The sequence below is a fragment of the Streptomyces sp. Tu 2975 genome (assembly GCF_009832925.1).
GTDB lineage: Bacteria > Actinomycetota > Actinomycetes > Streptomycetales > Streptomycetaceae > Streptomyces.
On record NZ_CP047140.1, the window covers coordinates 5,336,496 to 5,358,230 of the forward strand.

Below are 21,735 nucleotides of genomic sequence, written 5' to 3' on the forward strand. Positions count from 1 at the left end.
CTCGTTCCGGTGTTGCGGTCAGGTGGCCGATGCCGGGCCCGCGGGTCCGCCGGTCATCCCAGCAGCCGCGCCGCGAACCGGCGTACCTTCCTGCGCCCGGAGGACGGCAGCCGTCGCACGGCGGGGCCGGCCACGGTGCGTACCGCCTCGCGCAGCGCCGCCCGGCGGCGCTGCACCGTCAGCTTCCGCAGCAGGGCCGGGTCCGGTGCCGGCAGGCTGCCGTCCAGGCGGAGACGGCCCGCGGCATCGACGTCCACGGTACAGAGCGCCAGCGCCCGGCCCTTCTCGCCGTCGAGCCGCACCCCGAGCTGCCAGGTGCCCTCCGGCGCCCCCTCGACCCGGCGGGGCACCGGCAGATGGGCGCGACCGTGCACGGGGCGCAGCGTGGACGGGAACGCGTGGACGACCGCGGCGTCCGGTGCCTCGGAGGTCTCCGGCTCTTCGGTTCCCGTCTCCGCCGCTTCCGCGACGGCAGGGGCGGGCGCGGCCGGCGGCTTGCTCAGAGTCAGCTGCACCGCCGCGGGAGCGGTCGCGGCGGTCGTGACCAGGTCGAGCCGCAGCTGCGGCGAACGCCCCGGCATGCACAGCACGGGGCGGCCCTCCATGTACGGGACCAGCTTCTTGCCGCGGCGGGAGACATCGAGGGTGAGGTTGCCATGCGGGTTGGTGAAGTACGGGATCACAGGGCGGGCGGGTGCGGACAGCATCGCCGGGACGCACTGGCCGTCGACATGCTCCGCACGCTCGGCGCCCAGCCGCGTCTTGCGCACGAGACCGAGGCCCCGCACGCTCACCCAGGCGTCCCAGAACCCCCGGGGAAGGCTGCCCCGGCCCTTGCGGCTGCTCTGGGGGGCCAGCACGCCGGTGCCCCGGAGTACGACCTCGCAGGTCCGGCCCGCTCCGTCCGGCCCGTTCCCGCCGGGCTCCGCGGTCTCGTCGTCCTCGTCGTCGAGCATCTCGACGCGGGTCTCCAGCGTGGTCGGGCACAGCCACTCCACGGCCTTCTCACGGTCACGCAGCGACAGCTCGGCCTGGAAGCCGGCGAGATCGTCGGTGATGTCGAGGAGCGCGCCCTCGGGGAGGAACCCGGCGGTGATGTCCGGGTGCACGTAGAGCCGCTCGTCACGGCTAAGAAGCTTCAGCGGCAGACGCTGCTCGCCGTGGACCAGCCGTCCGGCCATGGTCACCGTGATCCGGCCGTCGGTCTCCCACCGCACGTTCTCCAGCCGTGCGGAGCCCTTGACGGACGAGCCGAGCCGGGCGAGCCGCACCAGACCCTCCGCGTCGTTCTCGCGCAGCAGGGCGGAGCGCATCCGCAGCATCGGACCGAGGCCGTCGTGCACGGAGTCGTCCATGTACTCCAGTGCGAGCGGCCGTACCGCGTCGACCATCTCGCGCAGGTAGTCCTCGTCGTACTTGAGTACCGCCGGCTCGCTGAGACGGCCCAGCATCTCCACCCGGTAGAAGCGGCGCAGCACCCGGTCCCGCAGCGGACCGGGCTCGGTGTTGGCGACGACGACGTCGAGGACCTCGCGGAGGTTGCCGTAGTACCCCTCGGGGACGAGCTTCGCCGAGCCGGCGTTCTTGCCGTCGTCCCGCTTCGAGTAGTGGTAGCAGGTGTACGTGCCGAGGATCGAGACGACCTCGGCGGGGAAGTACGCCCGCATCATGTACAGCTGGTCCTCGAGGCGGCGCTTGCCCTCGGGGTAGGCGATGCCGTGCTCGCGAAGGAACGCGGTGCGGAACATCTTGTGCGGCGTGAGGCTGTCGAACAGCGGCGCGTCGCGCAGCGTGCACTTCTCACGGTTCGTACGGAAGACGCCGTGCGGCACACCGCGGAAGTTGCTGGCCACCTTGCCGATGACGATGTCGGAGCCGTTCCTGTGCCCCATGTCGTAGAGGAGGCGCAGCGCGTCCGTGCCCAGGTGGTCGTCCTGGTCGAGGAACTGGACGTACTCACCGCGGGCTTCGGCCACCCCGACGTTCCGCGGCTTGCCCGGCCAGCCGGAATTGGGGATGTGGATCACCCGGAAGTGGGGATGCTCGGCCGCCAGCTTGTCGAGCCGCTCCGGCGTGTCGTCGGTGGAGCCGTCGTCTACGAACAGGACCTCGAACTCCTCGGCCGGCAGGGTCTGGCGGACCAAGGAATCGATGCACGGGTCGATGTACTTCCCCGGGTTGTACACCGGGATGACGACACTCACTTTGACCGACACAGCTGCGCCCCGTCTGTTGTGGGAACCGGAGTCGAAGGTGGCGGGCCGGAGACAGGCATGCGCCGGAACGGGCGCGGGCCACCGCCCACCGGCCACCCTAGCGGTTGGCCGGATCGAACAACCATCGGCGCAGTCAACTCGTGCCGTCCCTCGGGTCCTTCCGGCGTGGCACCGTCCGACGCGGGTCAGGGGAGACAGGTGCCGCCGGCCGGATGCTGCTGTCCAGCGAGCGGAATGCCCGCGCACCCGACAGCGACGCTGGCATACATTCGGCCTTGTGACAGAGGCGAGGCACGGCGTGAGCGGACAGAGCCCGGAACAGCAGGCCGCAGGGCATTCGGCAGGCGCCCCCACGGGGCAGCCACCGGCCTCCGCAGCAACGGCGGGCACGGCCCCGGCGAGGTCGGACGTGACCGGCGCCCGCCGGATCGTCGTCAAGGTCGGCTCCTCCTCCCTGACCACCGCCGCCGGCGGGCTCGACGCGGACCGGGTGGACGCCCTGGTGGACGTGCTCGCCAAGGTCCGCAGCGGCGGCGAGAAGGAGATAGTGCTCGTCTCCTCCGGCGCCATCGCCGCCGGCCTCGCGCCGCTCGGGCTCACCCGCCGGCCCAAGGACCTGGCCCGTCAGCAGGCCGCCGCGAGTGTCGGCCAGGGCCTGCTCGTCGCCCGCTACACCGCCTCCTTCGCCCGCTACGGCGTCCGCGTCGGCCAGGTGCTCCTGACCAGCGACGACACCAGCCGCCGCGCCCACTACCGCAACGCCTACCGCACCCTGGACCAGCTCCTCGCCATGGGCGCGGTCCCGGTCGTCAACGAGAACGACACCGTCGCCACCGACGAGATCCGCTTCGGCGACAACGACCGGCTCGCCGCGCTCGTCGCCCACCTCGTACGGGCGGACCTGCTGGTCCTGCTCTCCGACGTCGACGGTCTGTACGACGGGGACCCGGCCCGTCCCGACACCAGCCGCATCGAGGAGGTGCACGGCCCCGAGGACATCGCTCATGTGCAGATCGGCAGCGCGGGCAAGGCGGGCGTCGGCACCGGCGGCATGGTCACCAAGGTCGAGGCGGCCAGGATCGCCGCGGCCGCCGGCGTGCCCGTGGTCCTCACCTCCGCGAGCCGCGCCGCCGACGCGCTCTCGGGCCGCGACACCGGAACGTACTTCCACGCCACCGGCCGCCGTTCCGCCGACCGGCTGCTGTGGCTGGCGCACGCCTCCACGCCGCAGGGCTCCCTCACCCTCGACGACGGTGCCGTACGGGCCGTCGTCGACAACAGGAAGTCGCTGCTGCCCGCCGGGATCGCCGCCGTGGACGGCGAGTTCAGCGCCGGCGACCCGGTCGAGCTGCGCGACACCGCCGGCCGGCCGGTCGCACGGGGGCTGGTGAACTTCGACGCCAAGGAGATCCCCCGGATGGCCGGCCGCTCCACCAGGGAACTGGGGAAGGAGCTCGGTCCGGAGTACGAGCGGGAAGTCGTACACAGGGACGATCTGGTCGTCCTTCAGATGTGAAAAGGCGGGAAGTCCCGCCATCCGGCAGAGACCTTTACCAAAACCGCCCCACGCTCCGCCGCGGGCTGGTCAACTTTGTTGCGGGGGAAACGCGGGGTTCGGCACGACGACGCAGCAACAGGGAGGCCGCCGGTGAGACGAGCGCGCCCAGGGGATGCGCCCCGAGGGAACGGGAAGCTGCCGGGCGTCCGCCGGTCGGTGGGCGAGGAACGGGCCCTGACCAGCGTCGGGGCGGGGGCCGACTTCGGCGACGGGCACGGTGACGCGCGCGGCGAAGGGCGGGCCGACGGCGACGTCGCCCGCGGGGAACGGATGAAGATCCAGGACCAGGCGGCCGGGGCCGGCACCATAGAGGCCGGGACACGGCCAGGCACCGCCGACGACGAGCGTGCGCTGTCCCGTCTGTGGCACATCACGCTCAGCGTCTCCGGCCGGGAGGCCCCGCTCAAGGAGGTCCGCCGTGGCCTCGAGCAGCTGGCCCACGATCACCCCTTCCTGCTCACCAGCCGGTACGCCAACGACCACGCGGAGATCCGCTACTGGGAGGAGGCACGCGACCTGCACGACGCGGCCGCGGTCGCCCTGCGGCTGTGGGGCGAACACCGTTCGACGGCCAACCTGCCGCCGTGGGAGATCGTCGGCCTCGAGGTCATCGACCGGCAGACCTATCACCAGCGCGTCGCGGAGGGCTACGGCCCGCCGGCGGCCGCGCGGGTGGGAGTGCACCCCTTCTGAGGCACGGTACGCGGGGTGGCAGTGCATGCCGAGCGCCGGCCGCGCGGGGTCACGGTGCATCTGTCTGGGGCAGGAGGCGTGGGGTGCTCGAGGCAGGCGGTGCGAAGGTCCGTCTCGGACTGCGGGATACGCGAGGGGCGCCATCGGGCGGCGCATTACGCTTCCTGTATGACGTCGCTCTCTTCGGTTTCGCCCTACGACAACATGTCCCCGGTCGCCCAGGTGGCCTACCGGGCCCGCGCAGCGGCCGCCGACCTCGCGCCCCTGCCGCGATCGGCCAAGGACGACGCGCTGCTCGCCATGGCCGACGCCCTGGAGGTCCGTACGAGCGAGATCGTCGAGGCCAACGCCGAGGACGTCGCCCGCGCGCGTGAGGCGGGGACCAGCGAGACGGTCATCGACCGGCTCACGCTCACTCCCGAGCGGGTGCGTGCCATCGCCGCCGACGTGCGTCATGTGGCCGCGCTGCCCGACCCCGTCGGCGAGGTGGTGCGCGGCTCCACCCTGCCCAACGGCATCGACCTGCGCCAGGTGCGGGTGCCGCTCGGCGTCGTCGGCATCATCTACGAGGCCCGGCCGAACGTCACCGTGGACGCCGCCGCGCTGTGCCTGAAGTCGGGCAACGCGGTGCTGCTGCGCGGCTCGTCCTCCGCGTACTCCTCCAACACCGCCCTGGTGCGGGTGCTGCGGGACGCGGTCGGCGGCTCCGGCCTGCCGGCCGACGCCGTACAGCTCGTGCCCGGCGAGAGCCGGGACTCCGTACGCGAACTGATGCGGGCGCGCGGCATGGTCGACGTGCTGATCCCCCGGGGCGGCGCGTCACTGATCCGCACGGTCGTCGAGGAGTCCACCGTGCCCGTCATCGAGACGGGCACCGGGAACTGCCACGTGTACGTGGACGCCGAGACCGACATCGACATGGCCGTCGAGATCCTGATCAACTCGAAGGCGCAGCGGCCGAGCGTCTGCAACGCCGCGGAGACCCTCCTGGTCCACAAGGACATCGCGGCCGCCTTCCTGCCGCGCGCCCTGGACGCGCTCGCGGACGCCGGGGTGACCGTGCACGGCGACGAACGCGTCATCGAGTACGCGGACGCCACCAAGGCCACGATCGTGCCCGCGACCACGGAGGACTGGGAGACGGAGTACCTCTCCCACGACATCGCCGCCGCCGTCGTCGAGTCCCTGGAGTCGGCCGTCGCCCACATCCGTCTCTGGTCGTCCGGTCACACCGAGGCGATCGTCACCACCTCGCAGGCAACGGCCCGGCGGTTCACCCAGCTGGTGGACTCCACGACCGTCGCGGTGAACGCGTCCACCCGTTTCACCGACGGTGGTCAGTTCGGATTCGGCGCCGAGATCGGCATCTCGACGCAGAAGCTTCACGCGCGGGGCCCGATGGGGCTGCCCGAGCTGACCTCGACGAAGTACATCGTGACGGGCGACGGCCACACCCGGTGACCGTCAGCGGGGCGGCGCCTTGCGTCACCCGGGTGGGGAGAGTTTGCGCTCTCCCTGCCCAAACCGGGCCCCCCGGTCTACTCTGAGAACGTGCCGGACGACGTGGGGGGCAAGCCGTTCCCGGACGGCTGGGAGCCTGACGACGACCGCGGGGGCGCGGACGAGGACTTCGCCACCGTGGTGTTCGACGAGGACTTCGTACGGGCCGCCAAGATCCACGAACCGTCCGCGGTGGAGCGGCTGCTGGCAGCCGCGGAGGCCCGCGCAGAGGCGGACGCCGCCCGGTCCGGCTCACGAGGGCACTCTCCCGACGACGACCTCTACAACAGCCGCCACACCGCCGGCCACCGGCGCCGCGGCTACGACCACGACGACGAGGACGACGAGGACACTGGCCCCGACGGGGACTGGGCGGGCCCTTACGGGCGGCACGGCGGCGCTCTGCGTCCCTATCGCGGCACCGCTCGCTGGCACCGGCCGGTGGCCTGGCTGCTGGCCCTGCTGATGGGCATCGGGATGGTCGCCCTCGCCTTCACGGCCGTGTACCGCGGAGCCTCGAACGGCAACCGGCAGGAGCCGGTGCCGCAGCCCGCACGGACAGGCGTGGACGCGCCCCCGACGGGAGCCACGGTCAGCGGGCGGGGCAATGGCCCCGTCGCCACACCGCTCGAACGCTCCGCCCCGCGGGTCTCCACGGCGCCACCGGCTCCCTGAGGCCCGCGCGCCCTCCCCCTGAGGTCGCCTGCGTTTCCTGGGGCTCCCGCGCTCCCTGAGGCCCCGCGTTTTTTCGGGGCCCCGCGGGGTCCATGAGGCCCGTGCGTCGACCCTGGAGCGGCGTTCTTTACCCCCGGTCACCCAGTGCGCAACTTGGTGAGAACTCGTCAGAACTTGTGGTGGACCAGGGCGTTTACCGCGTGCCCGTCAGACCTACCCTGAAAGTATGGCTGGGCGTGGAGACCCGCCCGAGGGGACTCCCGAGGGGCTCCCCGGCGGTGGAGATGACGAGTACGGATCGGTCGTCTTCGACGAATCGTTCATCCGTGCTGCCCGCGTCCAGGAATTCTCCGCGGTGGAGCGGATGGGCGAGCACGCTCCGGCCGTACGCAGCCTCCCCGCGTGGAACGCAGGACGTGCCCCCGGGCAGATACTGCTGCTGGTCCTCCTCGTCGTCATCGCCTTCGGCACCGCGATCTACCTGGGCGTCCGGCATCCCTACCAGCCGCCCCAGGCCCGGCAGGCCGAGCAATTGCGCGTCACGGTCGTCCCCCTCGCACCGCAGGGCCCCGTGCCGGGCGGCTCCCCCGCCGAGCTCTATGCGAGCAGCCAGGCCGGTCAGTTCCGCACGGGCGCCGCGGGCATCACCATGCCGCCCGTGCGCCGGACAGAGCACTTCTCGGAGACGCAGGTGATGACCGCGCTGGCAACCGTCAAGGACTACCTGGTGACGTCGTCGCTCGACCCCGACGTCCTCACCGGTGACGCCGTCCAGCCGGTGCGTACCCTGCTCCACCCGGACCAGATGGCGCAGTTCGACCGGAGCGTCGCCTCACCGGCCGCCGACGGACGACACGCCGCCACCGGCTGGCTGGTGCGCTTCGACCCCGCGAAGGTCGCACTGGCCGATCCGGACGTACGGGTGCGGGGCACGCTCACCGTGACAGAGGCGGGAACCGGCGCCCTGGAGATCGTCTCCGACCACACCTTCGTCTACGCGCTGCGCCGGGCGGCCGTCAGCGGTCCCGGCACGGACGAGGCCTCGCTCTTCACGGTCCGCCGCGAGCTCCACTTCCGTTTCGACAGGGACGACCTCGCGCACCATCGCCTGGAGGTACGGGTCAGCAACCTCCACGCCGGGCCGCAGGCCTGCTCGTCCGACGTGTCGGGAGCGCTGCATCCGCTGCTGTCCGGACAGCGGGCGGATTCCGACGGCCCGGCAGGCACCGACCCGTACGCGACGGGCCGGGCCACCGTGGCGCTGTGCGGCTCCCTCGCCCCGAGGCTCAGCCCTCGCCCTGAGCGCTGCCGCCTGCCGCCGGACCGGTGCCGTTGCTGCCGCCCGCGGTCCCACCCGCCGCGCTGCCGTTGCCCATGAACTTGTCCCGCAGCTTCCCGCCGAGGTCGCCCGCTCCGCCCGCTATGTCGCCGACCAGCTTCATCAGCGGATCCTTGCTGGTGCGCACAGTGTCGGCGTAGTGCGAGGCGGACTCGCGGAACGAGTCGGTGACCGAGGTGTCCTTGTCCTCGGTGCGGCGGGGGTAGTGGCCGTCCATGATCCGCTGGTAGTCGCGGCTCTCCGCCCACTTCTTCAGCTCGGCGGCGCGCACCGTGGTGAACGGGTGCGACCGGGGGAGCACATTGAGGATCTTGAGGACCGAGTCACGCAGGTCGCCCGCGGACTCGTACTCCTCCGCCTGCTGCAGGAAGGCGTCAACGTTCATCTCGTGCAGGTGGTTACCACCGGCGATCTTCATCAGGCCACGCATCGACGCCTGGAGGTCCTGGCCCACGAGCAGGCCCGCGCGGTCGGCCGACAGCTCCGACTTGCGGAACCACTCGCGCAGCGCCGTGACGATCGCCATGATCGCCACATTGCCCAGCGGTATCCAGGCGACCTTCAGCGCCAGGCCGGTGAGGAAGAGGAGGACCGTGCGGTAGACGGAGTGCCCCGAGAGGGCGTGACCGACCTCATGGCCGACGACCGCCCGCATCTCCTCCTCGTCGAGCAGCTCCACGAGCCCGGTGGTCAGGACGATGATCGGCTCGTCCAGGCCGATGCACATGGCGTTGGGACGCGGGTCCTGCGTCACGTACATCGCGGGGACCTTCTCCAGGTCCAGGATGTAGCAGGCGTCGCGCAGCATGTCGTTGAGATGCGCGAACTGGGCGTCGCTCACCCGCACCGAGTCGGAGAGGAAGAGCAGCCGCAGGCTGCGCTCGGGAAGCAGCGCGCTGAGTGCCTTGAAAACGGTGTCGAAGCCGCTGAGCTTGCGCAGCGCGACGAGCGCCGAGCGGTCCGCGGGGTGTTCGTACGCACGTGAGGAGATCCCCGGGAAGCGCGTGCGCTGCCTGCTCGGAACCTGCTCGTGGCTGTTGGTCATGGTGCCCCCTGTTGGTGCGAGTCCTCGCTCGTCCCCCTGACGGACCTCAGCCTAGGGGCTGAGGCCGCGGCACGGCGGGGCCTGTGGACAACTCCCGGGAACCCCTGTGACGGCGTCTGCGGTGGGCACAACGACCGAGTCGGCGTGAGCGTGCCCGGGAGGCCCGCATACGATGTGCGCGAAGTCTCCGACTCCCACTCCCGATCGATTGGTCCTGTTGAAGATGAGCCTCACCGGCACCGCCGCCAACCTGGTCACTCTCGCCGAGGGCGCCGAGCACGGCGGCAACCACGAAAGCCTCAGCCCGTACGTGACCGGCATCGGCGCCTTCCTCGCCCTGATGCTGCTGCTGTGGATCACCACCCGCTTCAACCGCGACCGCTGATCCCTGGCCGGCGACCGGTGCCAGTAGGCTCTGCACGCATGGGAGAGCAGATAGTGGCCGCGGGCTCCGGCGCCGGCTCCGATCCGGGCAGACGCCGACTCGGCGTGATGGGCGGGACGTTCGACCCGATCCACCACGGACACCTGGTGGCCGCCAGCGAGGTCGCCGCCCTCTTCCACCTCGACGAGGTGGTGTTCGTGCCGACCGGGCAACCGTGGCAGAAGAGCCACAAGAACGTGTCGCCGGCCGAGGACCGCTATCTGATGACGGTCATCGCCACGGCGTCCAACCCGCAGTTCTCGGTGAGCCGTATCGACATCGACCGCGGCGGCCCGACGTACACCATCGACACTCTGCGGGACCTGCGCTCCCTCAACGAGGACTCGGACCTGTTCTTCATCACGGGTGCCGACGCGCTCTCCCAGATCCTCGGCTGGCGCAACGCCGAGGAACTGTTCTCGCTCGCCCACTTCATCGGAGTGACCCGGCCTGGCCATGATCTGACGGACGACGGCCTGCCCGAGGGCGGAGTCTCCCTGGTGGAGGTTCCGGCGCTGGCCATCTCGTCGACAGACTGCAGGGAGAGAGTCGCCCAGGGGGACCCGGTCTGGTACCTGGTGCCGGACGGTGTGGTGCGCTACATCGACAAGCGCCAGTTGTACCGCGGCGAATGAGCCGCGGAGAGGGGCACCGTTGAACGACCAGCAGAATCCTTACGACCCGTACCACCAGCCGCAGATCATCGGCTACGACGAGTACGGACAGCCGGTCTATCAGCAGCCCCAGCAGTACGATCCTTACGCACAGCAGCAGGGCGGCCACTCTGGGCAGCAGGACGGACAGAACGGTCCGGGCCCCGGGGCCTACGGTTCCACGCAGGACTACGGCTCGGCGCCGGGCTACGCCCCGAGCAGGGGTACGGCGGCGCGGACAGCGGCTACGGCGGCACCGGGCAGGACTACGGCCGGCCCCAGCCGTCCCAGGGCTACGGATACGACCCGTACCCCCCGCAGCCGCAGGCTCCGGCTGGGCAGGACCGGGGCTACGACCCTTACGCGTCCGGCCAGGGCGGTTACGGCTACGACACCGGCACCCGCCCCGCCGTCGACACCACGGGGCAGTGGATCCCGCAACAACAGGCTCCACAGCAACAGCAGGCCCCTCAGCAGCAGGCCCCTCACCACCAGCAGCAGCGTCCCGCTCGTGCGGCCCAGGAAACGGCCGGGGTGCCGGAGCAGCGCCGGCCCGCGGACGGGTCGGAGCGTCCCTACCAGACCGAGCAGTTCTCGTTCATCGAGGAGCCGGACGAGGACTCCGAAGACGTCATCGACTGGCTGAAGTTCACCGAGAGCCGCTCGGAGCGGCGCGAGGAGGCCAAGCGCCGGGGCCGCAACCGCGTCGTCGCGCTCCTCGTCACGCTGGCCCTCGTGCTCGTCGGCGGCGTCGGCTACCTCTGGTACGCGGGCAAGCTCCCCGGCCTGTCCGGCTCCGACACGAAGAGCGAGGCGGCCGCCGGCCCGCAGAAGCGGGACGTCATCGTGGTGCACCTGCACAACACCAGGAAGAAGGGCACGTCCACCGCCCTTCTCGTCGACAACGCCACCACCGGCCAGGGCACCACCGTCCTGCTCCCCGACAACCTCTCCGTGGCGAACGACGACGGCACGGCCACCACCCTCGGCAAGTCGGTCGAGGACGACGGGTCCACCGGTACCCGCGAGGCGATCGGCACCCTGCTGGGCGCCAAGGTCTCCGGCACCTGGCGCCTCGACACCCCGTACCTGGAGAACCTCGTCGAGCTGGTCGGCACGATCGACCTGACGACCGACACCGAGGTCCCCGCTGCGGAGAAGGGCGACGAGCCCCTGGTGAAGAAGGGCGAGAACCAGACACTCAACGGTCGGGCGGCCGTGGCGTACGCCACCTACGTCGGGCCCGAGGAGGCCGAGGAGAAGCAGCTGCTGCGCTTCGGCCAGGTCATGCAGGCGGTGCTCAAGAAGCTCCCGGACGACCCGAAGTCGGCCACGGTCATCGTGGAGACCCTGGCTCAGATCCTCGACCCGTCCCTCAACGAGCAGGACCTCGGGACGTCCCTCGCCAAGCTCGCCGAGCACGCGAAGGGCGGCGATTACAAGACCGCGCTGCTGCCTGTCCAGGAGGACGGCACGCTCAGCGACGAGGCCGCCGGCAGCGTCGTCAAGGACGTCCTCGGCGGCTCGGTCAGCGCGCCGGAGCCGGGCGACACCCTCCGCGTGGGGATCAAGAACGGCAGCGGGAAGGCCGATGCCACGGAGCAGGCCCGGGTCACCCTCATCAACGGCGGCTACAACGTCATCGACGGAGGCAAGGCGGACACGGTCGACGCGTCGCAGGTCACCTACGGCGACGACGCGCAGAAGGCGAAGGCGGAGGAGGTCGCCAAGACCCTCGGTCTGCCGGCCGGTGCCGTGAAGAAGGGCAAGGCCGCCACCAACGCCGACGTCTCGGTGGTCCTCGGCCCCGATTACAAGATCGAGGAGCCGGAGTGACCGGGGCGGCGCGGGGGGCCTGAGCATCGCTGCGTGGGGTGTCGGCGGTCCGTGAGACCCTTGAAGGGTTCCTGACCGCCGACGAAAGCCTGCCTGTGACCGCCACGGATCGCTCCATCGAGCTCGTCAACGCTGCCGCCCAGGCGGCGGCCGACCGGCTCGCGCACGACATCATCGCGTACGACGTCAGCGATGTCCTCTCCATCACCGACGCCTTCCTCCTCGCCTCGGCGCCCAACGACCGTCAGGTCAAGTCGATCGTCGACGAGATCGAGGAGCGGCTGAACAAGCAGCTCGGCGCCAAGCCGGTGCGCCGCGAGGGCGACCGCGACGCCCGCTGGATCCTGCTCGACTACGTCGACATCGTGGTGCACGTCCAGCACACAGAGGAGCGGGTCTTCTACGCTCTCGAGCGGCTCTGGAAGGACTGCCCGGAGCTCGCGCTCCCGGAGGACGCCAGGAAGACCCGCGGCAAGGCCAAGGAGCACGCCGAGCTCACCGGCGGTGACACGGAAGGGGAGCAGCGCTGAACGGCAACAACAGCGGCGGCGGCGCCGGGAGCACCCGGCGGGCGCGCGGCCGGCGCATCGTCCTGTGGCGTCACGGCCAGACCGCGTGGAACCTGGAGCGTCGTTTCCAGGGCTCCACGGACATCGAGCTGACAGAGGCAGGCGTCGCCCAGGCGCGCCGTGCCGCCCGGCTGCTCGCGTCGCTGAACCCCGACGCGATCGTCGCCTCCGACCTGAAGCGGGCCGCGGCGACCGCGGGCGAGCTGGCGGGTGTCACCGGCATCGACATCTCCTACGACGCCGCCCTGCGCGAGACCTACGCGGGCGCCTGGCAGGGTCTTACCCACGAGGAGATCATCGAGCGCTACGGCGACCAGTACGCCGCGTGGAAGCGCGGCGAGCCCGTCCGGCGCGGCGGCGGGGAGCTGGAGACCGAGGTGGCCGACCGGGCCGCTCCGGTGGTGCTCCACCACGCCGAGAAGCTCCCCGACGACGGCACGCTCGTCGTCGTCAGCCACGGTGGCACGATCCGAACGACCATCGGCCGGCTGCTCGGTCTCGAGTCCCGGCACTGGGAGAGCCTCGGCGGGCTCACGAACTGCTGCTGGTCGGTGCTGGGCGAAGGCGCGCGGGGCTGGCGGCTGCTCGAGCACAACGCCGGCACCCTGCCGGAGCCGGTCCTCGGCGACGACACCTGAGCGGGCCGGGTCCGGCGCGCACCGCCCGGCGGCGGTACCGGACCCGGATTTCACTTTCCGGCAGGTCGCAGGCTAAAGTTCTTCTTGTTCGCAGCGCGGAGCGCGAAGAACACGCGGGGCTATAGCTCAGTTGGTAGAGCGCCTGCATGGCATGCAGGAGGTCAGGAGTTCAATTCTCCTTAGCTCCACAATCGGATCCCGTCCCCTGTCAGGGGGCGGGATTCTTCGTTCTTGTCCGATCACGACCACCCTCCCGTGGTGCGTGGCCGATCTCGTACGCGAACGCCGCTGACCACCGTGCGCGGCCGTGGCAGAATCGGACGGCCGGAGGGGACACCGGCGGTACGGGAGGGAGCGCACGATGTCCGCCAGCGGCGAGGAAGCCGGGGAGGCTGCCGATGACCTGCTTGCCACGGCGGAGGCCGGTGCTCGCCTCAGCTGTCCTTCCTGTGGTTCTGTCCATGTCGCCCAGGTCCTCGGGGACAACGGCGGCGTTTCCTTCGTGTGCACGGCCTGCGGCCACAGCTGGAGCTGAGTGATGGGTGCCCACAGGCGTAAATGCGACTGGTGCGGCAGCGGTACGCCGATCGTCAGGGACATGGATCCGGTCAATGCCGACTTCCAGTACTGGTGCGAGGAGTGCGCGCGGGCGCTGATCATAAAGGGCGACCCGATCGAGACCTACCGCGAGCTCGAGGGTGAGCCGATCTACGGCCGGCTCCTGGACGAGCACTGCACCCTTAAACGTTTCTACTCGTTCGCGACGGCCTGACCGCCTCAGGGCCTGACAGGCTGTCGGATCCGTCCCCTTTGTCACCCCGCTCGCGAACGGGGTGAACCGGGGCGTTACGGGCGGGACCGGAAACGATTTGGAGATGCGGCGACGGGGGCGTTAATGTTCTCTACGTCGCCGCCGCGGGGGAAACCCGGGAGCGGGGCGGCACACAGCAAGGGGCTATAGCTCAGTTGGTAGAGCGCCTGCATGGCATGCAGGAGGTCAGGAGTTCAATTCTCCTTAGCTCCACAAGAGACAGTGAAGCGGGCCACCCGGATCGGGTGGCCCGCTTCACTGTTGTGTGCGGCTGCCGTCAACTACGGCCGCTGCCCAGGGCCTTGCGGTTGCTGCTGGGGAGCGCCGGACGCGCGGGCGGCGGCGTCGGGCCCGAGGAGGGCACCTGCTCGATCCGCATGGCGAGGGCGGGGCAGCGGCGCACCGCCCGCTGCGCGCGGCCCCTCATGTGCATGGGGACCATCGCGTCGGCCACCGACGGATAACCGTCGGGGTTGAGCCGGATCAGCTCCGGGACGATGTCGGCGCACAGTCCGTGGCCCTGGCAGAGCGTCCAGTCGACGAAGATCTTCTCGCCGCTGGGGATCGACTCCTCGGCCTCCTCGTAACCGGGCAGGGGCAGGGGCAGCACACCCGTGGTGTCGCGGCCGCAGCCGCCGTGCAGGACGTGCGCCGCCAGATCGTCGGTGAAGGCGGACAGCGTCGAGGCGAAGAATCTGGCCGAACCGTCGGGGTGTTTGCAGGCGCCACGGCCCTTGACGGCCTGGGTGACCTCGCGCAGCGCCTCCAGCGCCGCCGGGCCACCGCCGTTCATCACGTCGGCCAGACCGCCGGCGGCCGCGGGCAGCCCGAGCTTGCAGGGGCCGCACTGGCCGGCGGTCTCCGCCGCCAGCCAGTTGGCCACCCGCAGCGCCTCGCCCAGCGGGCAGGTCTCCGGACCGATCGGCAGGATCGCGCCCGCACCCAGGGCGCCGCCCACGGACGCCAGGGACTCCTTGGACACGACCGCCTCGTGGACCGCGGCCGCGTCGATCCAGTTGCCGTGGTAGCCGCCCGTCAGCACCCCCTGCGGCTGCGGCGGGGCGCCCGCCAGCTGGAGCACGTACCGCAGCGGCACGCCCGTCGGCACCTCGACGACCATCGGCCGGGCCACCGCGCCGGAGATGGTGAGCATGACCGTGCCCGGTTCGGAGTCCAGGCCGGTGTGGCTGTAGCGGCGGGCGCCGATCCGCGCGGCGACGGCGAGCTGCGCGAACGTCTCCGCGTTGGAGAGCAGCGTCGGAGCGCCGCCGACGCCCGTCTCCGCGGCGCGCACGCGCCGGCCCGGCGGCAGCGCGGGGCCGCCGTTGACGGCCCGGATGACGGAGGACGCCTCACCGGAGACCATGCGCTCCGGGGTGCGCACCACGCGGGCGCGCAGCGCCTGGCCGCGACGGTCCGAGAGGCCGCGCTCGGCGAGCGCGGCCCGCATGGAGATCTCGGTCGAGTTGCGGGTGACCGCGACGACGAGAGTCCGTGCGCCGAGCGCCTCCGCGGCGAGCAGCGCGCCGTCGAGGATGAGATGCGGCGCGCGGTTGAGCAGCACCGTGTCCTTGCGGCAGGCGGGCTCGCCCTCGCTGCCGTTGACGACGACCACCGGCCGTATGCCGCGCCGGATGGCGGACTTGGCGACGGCCCGCAGCTTCTTGCCGAAGGGGAAACCCGCGCCGCCGCGGCCGGTGAGGGATATGTCCTCCGCGAGCTGTGCGAGCCGCTCGCCGCTCACGGGCTCCAGCGGCCCGTGCACCTTCAGGTGCATGGGCAGGTCGAGGCGGTCGACGAGGTCGAAACCCTGCGTCAGCTGGGGGAGGCCGACGACGCGGACCTCCGGGACGTCGGGGAGGGGCGCGTTCACGGTCGTTCTCCTGCTGGTGCGTGCCAGGGCTCTCCCGCCGGGGGCGGGAAGAGGGGGCCGGGCAGTGGCGCCGTCTCGTCGTACGCAGGGACGTTTCCGTTGTCGTACGAGGACCGGTCGCCATATGGGGCTGCGAGTGCGGGATCGGTCAAAGGTGTGTCGTAGGAGGCCGGCGGCGGGTAGCCGCCGGAGGTGTCGTACGCGGCGGACGGCGCGTAGGCGGCCGTGGCGTCCTGCGCGGTGAAGCCGCCGGTGTCGTAGGAGGGGACGCTGCCCGTGTCGTACGAGGGGACGCTGCCCGTGTCGTAGGAGGTGGGCGCGTCGAACGAGGCGGAACCGCCGTAAGGCGCCGGCGGCGTGTCGTACGAGGGCGCGGCGTCGAAGAGCGGCGGGGGAGGGGTGTCGTAGAGGGGCCGGGCCGGGTCGGGCCGCACCGACTGCGCCGGGGGAGGCGGCGAGGGGGTCGGCCAGCTGCCCGTCCGCGGGCCCGTCTCCGACACCACGGGTATCTCCTCCGTCATCGGCACCCGCTCGGCGAGCGGGGCGGACGGCTCGCCCGCCAGCGAGACCGCGCGGTAGGCGGCGGACATGCTGGTGCGGCGGCCGCCGGTGGGCCCGCCGCTGTCCGGCACGAAGGCCGGCTCCTCCTCCTGAGGGCGCGGGGCCTCGTAGAGCTGCGGCGAGGGCGCGGCGAGCCTCGGGGGCTGGGCTCGCGCCTGGCCGAGGGGCGGCTGGAAGTCCTGTTCGTACGGGCGCTGCGACGGCACGCCGTTCACTGCGCCGGTCATGCGGTCCACGCGGTCCATGCGGTCCATGCCTGCGGGTACGGTCGGGCGGCCCGTCCCGTTCATCCCGCTGACGCCCGGGAGCGGCGCCGTGGCGAGATCACGCTGCGCCTGCTCGTCCGCGGCGGCCGGCCCGTCGGCTCCGGCGGCACCGGTCAGGGACATGATCTTGGCGGCGATCCGGCGCTGGACCGGACGCGGCATCATGCGTACGGAGACCGCCGCGGCGACTCCCAGAAGGGCCAGGCAGTACATGGTCACGACCCATGCCGCGGCCGGCCGGCCGGCGTAGAGGCCGTGGACCAGGGCGAAGCTCCACGCCGGGTACGCCAGCATGTGCAGCGGTCGCCAGCGGCCGGCGACCTTGATGTTGCCGGCCAGCGCACTGCGGAGGGCGCCGGTCGTACCGGCCACCACCATCAGGAACCCGGCCAGCGAGCCGAAGCCGATGAGCGCCTCCGTGCCGGTGACGCCCAGGCCGAACGGGATCATCGCGCCGAGCAGCGGCACGTGTCCCAGCGACACCTTCACCGTGGCGTGCAGCAGCAGGAACCCGAGCGAGGCGATGGCGGTCGCCCGGTGGATGCCCTGCGCGAGCAGCCGGTGGCGGGGCGAGAGAAGCAGACGGTCGGTGGCGATGAGGCCCCAGGCGACGGAGGCGGTCAAGGACACCAGGGAGAGGACCCCGGTGGTGAAGTCGAGCGCGGCGCGGAAACTGTCGCTTCCTCCGACGGCGAGCAGGGGTAGGAGCACCAACGCGGCCACGGAGATGCCGCCTTGCACCTGGCGGCTGAGTCCGCGGCCCGGACCGGGTGACAAACGCATCTTGAGACGAGGGTTCATGGGGCGACTCCGAATGGTGCGGGAAAGCTGTCCCGTTGACGCACTCTAGGTCGACCCATACCAACCAGTACGAGGTTTCAAGGTTTATCGAGGTGAAGTGAGCACAACTGACTCGGGGGTTGCCCTGGATAGGGTCGATACGCGGAGTAACCCGGACGCCTTGATCGCCGGAGTCGGCCGGAACCAGCCGTTCACGGCTCCGGGGGCCCGGAACGGACACTCATGCGGGCGGTTCCCTCGCTGCGGTACCCTGACGCCATGCGTGCCGTACGCCTTCTGCTTAGCGAGCCGCGCTGATCAGTCCCGACGGATGAGAAATCCGGTCGGAATCGGCGCGGCGTCCCCTCCTGTGCGAGGGGATTTTTCATTTCCCCTGGTACGTGAATCGGCTGGCAGTCGGCAGAGACGATCGATGGAGCTTCAAGGATCATGAGCGAGATGAACTCGGCTGCGGAGACAGCAGCCCCGCATCGTTATACGGCTGCCATGGCGGCCGACATCGAGGCACGCTGGCAGGACTTCTGGGACGCGGAGGGCACCTATCAGGCGCCCAACCCGAGCGGGGACCTGGCGGGGGACGCCGCGCTGGTGGCCCGGCCCAAGAAGTTCGTCATGGACATGTTCCCGTACCCTTCGGGTGCCGGACTGCACGTCGGCCACCCCCTGGGATACATCGCCACCGACGTCTTCGCCCGTCACCAGCGCATGACCGGGCACAACGTCCTGCACACCCTGGGCTTCGACGCCTTCGGCCTGCCGGCGGAGCAGTACGCCGTGCAGACCGGCACGCACCCGCGCGTGTCGACCGAGGCGAACATCGAGAACATGAAGGTGCAGCTGCGCCGGCTGGGCCTGGGCCACGACAACCGCAGGTCCTTCGCGACGATCGACCCGGACTACTACAAGTGGACCCAGTGGATCTTCGTCCAGATCTTCAACTCCTGGTACGACGAGAAGGCGGACAAGGCGCGCCCGATCGACGAGCTGGTGGCCCAGTTCGAGAGCGGCGCCCGTGAGGTGCCCGGAGGCGGGGCGTGGAGCGAGCTGAGCTCCCTGGAGCGCGCCGACGTCCTGGGCGGCTACCGCCTGGCCTACGCCTCCGACGCGCCGGTCAACTGGTGCCCCGGCCTGGGCACCGTGCTGGCCAACGAAGAGGTCACCGCCGACGGCCGCTCCGAGCGCGGGAACTTCCCCGTCTTCAAGGCCAAGCTGCGCCAGTGGAACATGCGCATCACCGCCTACGCCGACCGGCTGCTGGACGACCTGGACGCGCTGGACTGGCCCGAGGCCATCAAACTGCAGCAGCGCAACTGGATCGGCCGCTCCGAGGGCGCCCGCGTCGACTTCGTCGTCGACGGCCACGACGGCGCGCGGATCACCGTCTTCACCACCCGCCCCGACACCCTGTTCGGCGCCACCTACATGGTCCTCGCCCCCGAGCACGGCCTGATCGACTCCATCGTCCCGGCCGAGTGGCCGGACGGCGTCAAGGCCGAGTGGACCGGCGGCGCCGCGACCCCGGCGGAGGCCGTCGCCGCCTACCGCAAGCAGGCCCAGACGAAGAGCGACGTCGAGCGCCAGACCGAGCACAAGGACAAGACCGGTGTGTTCACCGGCTCGTACGCCGTGAACCCGGTCACCGGGGAGCGGATCCCGGTCTTCGTCGCCGACTACGTCCTGATGGGCTACGGCACCGGCGCCATCATGGCCGTCCCCGGACAGGACGAGCGCGACTGGGAGTTCGCCGAGGCCTTCGGACTGCCCATCATCCGCACGGTGCAGCCGCCGGAGGGCTGGGAGGGTGAGGCGTTCACCGGAGCGGGCCCCGCCATCAACTCCGCCAACGACGAGATCTCCCTGAACGGCCTGGACGTCGCGGAGGCCAAGGCGAAGATCACCGCCTGGCTGACCGGCAAGGGCATCGGCGAGGGCACGGTCAACTTCCGGCTGCGTGACTGGCTGTTCAGCAGGCAGCGCTACTGGGGCGAGCCGTTCCCGATCGTCTACGACGAGGACGGCGTCGCGCACGCGCTGCCCGAGTCGATGCTGCCCCTGGAACTGCCGGAGGTCGACGACTACTCGCCGCGCACCTTCGACCCCGACGACGCAAACACCCAGCCCGAGACGCCGCTGTCCCGCAACGAGGACTGGGTCGCCGTCGAGCTGGACCTGGGCGACGGCCCCAAGCGCTACCGCCGCGAGACCAACACCATGCCCAACTGGGCGGGTTCGTGCTGGTACGAACTGCGCTACCTCGACCCGCACAACAGCGAGCAGCTGGTCGCGCCGGACATCGAGCAGTACTGGATGGGGCCGCGCGAAGGCCAGCCGCACGGCGGTGTCGACCTGTACGTCGGCGGCGCGGAGCACGCCGTGCTGCACCTGCTGTACGCGCGCTTCTGGTCCAAGGTGCTGTTCGACCTGGGGCACGTCTCCTCGGTCGAGCCGTTCCACAAGCTGTACAACCAGGGCATGATCCAGGCGTACGTCTACCGCGACGAGCGCGGCTTCCCGGTCACGGCCACCGAGGTCGAGGAGCGCGACGGGAAGTTCTTCCACGACGGCCGGCCGGTCAAGCGCGAGCTGGGCAAGATGGGCAAGTCCCTGAAGAACGCCGTCACTCCGGACGAGATCTGCGCCGAGTACGGTGCCGACACCCTGCGCCTGTACGAGATGGCCATGGGCCCCCTGGACGTCTCCCGGCCGTGGGACACCCGCGCCGTCGTCGGCCAGTACCGGCTGCTGCAGCGGCTGTGGCGCAACGTCGTCGACGAGGCGACCGGCGAGGTCACCGTCGTCGACGGCGAGCCGGACGAGGCGACGCTGCGAGCCCTGCACAAGGCCATCGACGGAGTCTCGCAGGACATGTCGGCGATGCGTTTCAACACCGCCATCGCCAAGATCACCGAGCTGAACAACCACCTGACGAAGACGGGCGGCCCCGTGTCGCGCTCCGTGGCGGAGCGCCTGGTGCTGCTGGTCGCGCCGCTGGCACCGCACATCGCGGAGGAGCTGTGGCGCAAACTGGGCCACACCGACTCGGTCGTCCACCAGGACTTCCCGGTCGCCGACCCGGCGTACGTCGTGGACGAGACCGTCACCTGCGTCGTACAGATCAAGGGCAAGGTCAAGGCCCGCCTGGAGGTCTCCCCGTCCATCACGGACGAGGAGCTCGAGGCGCTGGCACTGGGCGACGCGGCGGTCGTCGGCGCCCTGGCCGGCGCCGGGATCCGCAAGGTGATCGTGCGGGCTCCGAAGCTGGTCAACATCGTGCCCGCGTAACGAGGGGCGGGTTCGCGGCCGCGCAGAAAGGGCGGAACGCCCCTGTGCGGCGGGTCGCGGGCCGCCGGGGGTTTCCCCTACGGGCAGGTTGGGGGTTCCGAAGGAACCTACGGCCTGCCCGTTCCGTTTACCGTGGAAGGACCACAACCGACGCCGGAGGGCGCACATGGAAGCCGCGATCATGATCCTGGCGCTGCTCTTCTTCGCCTTCGTGGCACTTGGGGTGTACGTGGGCGTGAAAGCCGTGAAGGCCGCCAAGCGCGGTGTCGAGCGCACCGTCACCCAGGCACGGCGCACGGTCGAGGACACCGCGCTGCGCGCGAAGAGCTACGGGCAGCCCGGCGTGACCGGCGAGCTGGCGCAGCTTCGGCTGAAGCTGCGTACGTCGATGAGGGCGACACAGGAGGCACTGAACGCCGGTGCGGCCGAGGACGCCTCACTGTCCGAGTCGCTCGCCCTCTTCCGGCGGCTCAGCGCACACGGACACGAACTGGACGAGGAGCTCAGGCGGCTCGAGCGTGAGCCCGACCGGGCCACGGTCGGCTCCCTGATGCCGGGCCTGCGCGAGCGCACGGAGCGGATCACCCGCTCCGCCGAGTCGCTGCGCTGGGCTGCCCGGGACCGCGCCCAGAAGTTCGCAGAGGACGATCTCGACGCGCTGAGCTCTCAGATCGACATGGAGGCGGGGGCGCTACGGCACTGGTCCACGACCGACGGCAACGGGACCGCCGAGCCCGAGGCCCCGGAGGCCGGTCGTCCGGCGGCGGCGCGGCCCGAGCCGGGGGCCCGCACACGGTCCGAGCCGGAGGACGAGACGCCCGGCCAGCCGCAGGCGATCACCGCGCCGGACCCTCGGCAGACCACCTACCCGTGGCAGAAGACCGCCCGCCCGGAAACCACGAACTGACGCCTGCCGCCGCACCCCGGCCACCCCTGCGCACGGCGTGTGGACAGGTCGGGCTGCCGTACGACGCCGCCTGCGGGTAACCTCCCGC

General features: G+C 71.1%; 16 protein-coding genes, 2 tRNA genes and 1 pseudogene. 15 read left to right on the plus strand and 4 right to left on the minus strand.

All coding sequences use genetic code 11. The annotated features are described in order from the left end of the window. Nucleotides 1-53: 53 nt before the first annotated feature. Nucleotides 54-2,216, minus strand: coding sequence for a glycosyltransferase family 2 protein (locus tag GLX30_RS23615; RefSeq protein ID WP_244258269.1), 2,163 nt, complete (start codon nt 2,214-2,216; stop codon nt 54-56). 409 nt (nt 2,217-2,625) lie between these two features. Between GLX30_RS23615 and proB the strand changes: the two genes are divergently transcribed. The 5 genes from proB to GLX30_RS23640 all read left to right on the plus strand — a co-directional run bounded on the left by proB (nt 2,626) and on the right by GLX30_RS23640 (nt 8,020). After that, a complete protein-coding gene (gene proB / locus GLX30_RS23620; RefSeq protein WP_159695209.1) occupies nt 2,626-3,732 on the plus strand; it encodes a glutamate 5-kinase in 1,107 nt (368 codons plus the stop codon). Between the two features lie 132 nt (nt 3,733-3,864). Next, nucleotides 3,865-4,467 (plus strand): hypothetical protein, encoded by a 603-nt coding sequence (locus tag GLX30_RS23625; RefSeq protein ID WP_159692097.1) that lies wholly within the window; start codon nt 3,865-3,867, stop codon nt 4,465-4,467. A gap of 168 nt (nt 4,468-4,635) precedes the next feature. Continuing rightward, nucleotides 4,636-5,928, plus strand: a complete 1,293-nt coding sequence (locus GLX30_RS23630) for a glutamate-5-semialdehyde dehydrogenase (protein WP_159692099.1) — start codon at nt 4,636-4,638, stop codon at nt 5,926-5,928. Between the two features lie 90 nt (nt 5,929-6,018). Then, nucleotides 6,019-6,642, plus strand: a complete 624-nt coding sequence (locus GLX30_RS23635; RefSeq protein WP_159692101.1) for a hypothetical protein — start codon at nt 6,019-6,021, stop codon at nt 6,640-6,642. A gap of 226 nt (nt 6,643-6,868) precedes the next feature. Next, complete coding sequence (locus GLX30_RS23640) at nt 6,869-8,020, plus strand: hypothetical protein (protein WP_244258270.1); 1,152 nt, start codon at nt 6,869-6,871, stop codon at nt 8,018-8,020. Here GLX30_RS23640 and GLX30_RS23645 read toward each other — a convergent pair. After that, complete coding sequence (locus GLX30_RS23645; protein ID WP_159692103.1) at nt 7,929-9,026, minus strand: M48 family metallopeptidase; 1,098 nt, start codon at nt 9,024-9,026, stop codon at nt 7,929-7,931. The genes GLX30_RS23640 and GLX30_RS23645 overlap by 92 nt on opposite strands. A gap of 223 nt (nt 9,027-9,249) precedes the next feature. Between GLX30_RS23645 and GLX30_RS34415 the strand changes: the two genes are divergently transcribed. From GLX30_RS34415 to GLX30_RS23680, 8 genes and pseudogenes are all read left to right on the plus strand, one after another. After that, complete coding sequence (locus tag GLX30_RS34415) at nt 9,250-9,411, plus strand: hypothetical protein (RefSeq protein WP_167306856.1); 162 nt, start codon at nt 9,250-9,252, stop codon at nt 9,409-9,411. A 38-nt stretch (nt 9,412-9,449) separates the two neighbouring features. Then, nucleotides 9,450-10,085, plus strand: coding sequence for a nicotinate-nucleotide adenylyltransferase (gene nadD, locus GLX30_RS23650; protein ID WP_159692105.1), 636 nt, complete (start codon nt 9,450-9,452; stop codon nt 10,083-10,085). A 19-nt stretch (nt 10,086-10,104) separates the two neighbouring features. Beyond that, a pseudogene (locus GLX30_RS23655) lies at nt 10,105-11,939 on the plus strand (LCP family protein). A 95-nt stretch (nt 11,940-12,034) separates the two neighbouring features. Next, nucleotides 12,035-12,469 carry a ribosome silencing factor gene (gene rsfS, locus GLX30_RS23660; protein WP_037776826.1) on the plus strand — a complete coding sequence of 145 codons (435 nt, stop codon included), beginning with the start codon at nt 12,035-12,037 and terminating at the stop codon, nt 12,467-12,469. After that, nucleotides 12,466-13,146, plus strand: a complete 681-nt coding sequence (locus GLX30_RS23665; protein ID WP_159695211.1) for a histidine phosphatase family protein — start codon at nt 12,466-12,468, stop codon at nt 13,144-13,146. Before rsfS ends, GLX30_RS23665 begins: the two co-directional genes overlap by 4 nt. Nucleotides 13,147-13,261: 115 nt before the next feature. Beyond that, a tRNA-Ala gene (locus GLX30_RS23670) sits at nt 13,262-13,334 on the plus strand. Between the two features lie 350 nt (nt 13,335-13,684). After that, complete coding sequence (locus GLX30_RS23675) at nt 13,685-13,918, plus strand: hypothetical protein (RefSeq protein ID WP_159692107.1); 234 nt, start codon at nt 13,685-13,687, stop codon at nt 13,916-13,918. A 179-nt stretch (nt 13,919-14,097) separates the two neighbouring features. Beyond that, nucleotides 14,098-14,170, plus strand: a tRNA-Ala gene (locus tag GLX30_RS23680). 64 nt (nt 14,171-14,234) lie between these two features. On the opposite strand, the gene GLX30_RS23685 is transcribed toward GLX30_RS23680, so the two are convergent. Together GLX30_RS23685 and GLX30_RS23690 are read right to left on the minus strand one after the other, a co-directional pair. Then, nucleotides 14,235-15,830 carry an NADH-quinone oxidoreductase subunit NuoF family protein gene (locus GLX30_RS23685; protein ID WP_159692109.1) on the minus strand — a complete coding sequence of 532 codons (1,596 nt, stop codon included), beginning with the start codon at nt 15,828-15,830 and terminating at the stop codon, nt 14,235-14,237. Further along, nucleotides 15,827-17,380: a hypothetical protein gene (locus tag GLX30_RS23690; RefSeq protein WP_347879786.1), complete on the minus strand. Its 1,554-nt coding sequence runs from the start codon at nt 17,378-17,380 to the stop codon at nt 15,827-15,829. Before GLX30_RS23690 ends, GLX30_RS23685 begins: the two co-directional genes overlap by 4 nt. A gap of 507 nt (nt 17,381-17,887) precedes the next feature. Here GLX30_RS23690 and leuS point away from each other — a divergent pair. Together leuS and GLX30_RS23700 are read left to right on the plus strand one after the other, a co-directional pair. After that, complete coding sequence (leuS, locus tag GLX30_RS23695) at nt 17,888-20,740, plus strand: leucine--tRNA ligase (protein ID WP_159692113.1); 2,853 nt, start codon at nt 17,888-17,890, stop codon at nt 20,738-20,740. Between the two features lie 166 nt (nt 20,741-20,906). After that, the gene (locus GLX30_RS23700; protein ID WP_159692115.1) at nt 20,907-21,647 is read left to right on the plus strand and encodes a hypothetical protein; all 741 of its coding nucleotides are present in this window, start codon (nt 20,907-20,909) and stop codon (nt 21,645-21,647) included. Nucleotides 21,648-21,735 lie beyond the last annotated feature (88 nt).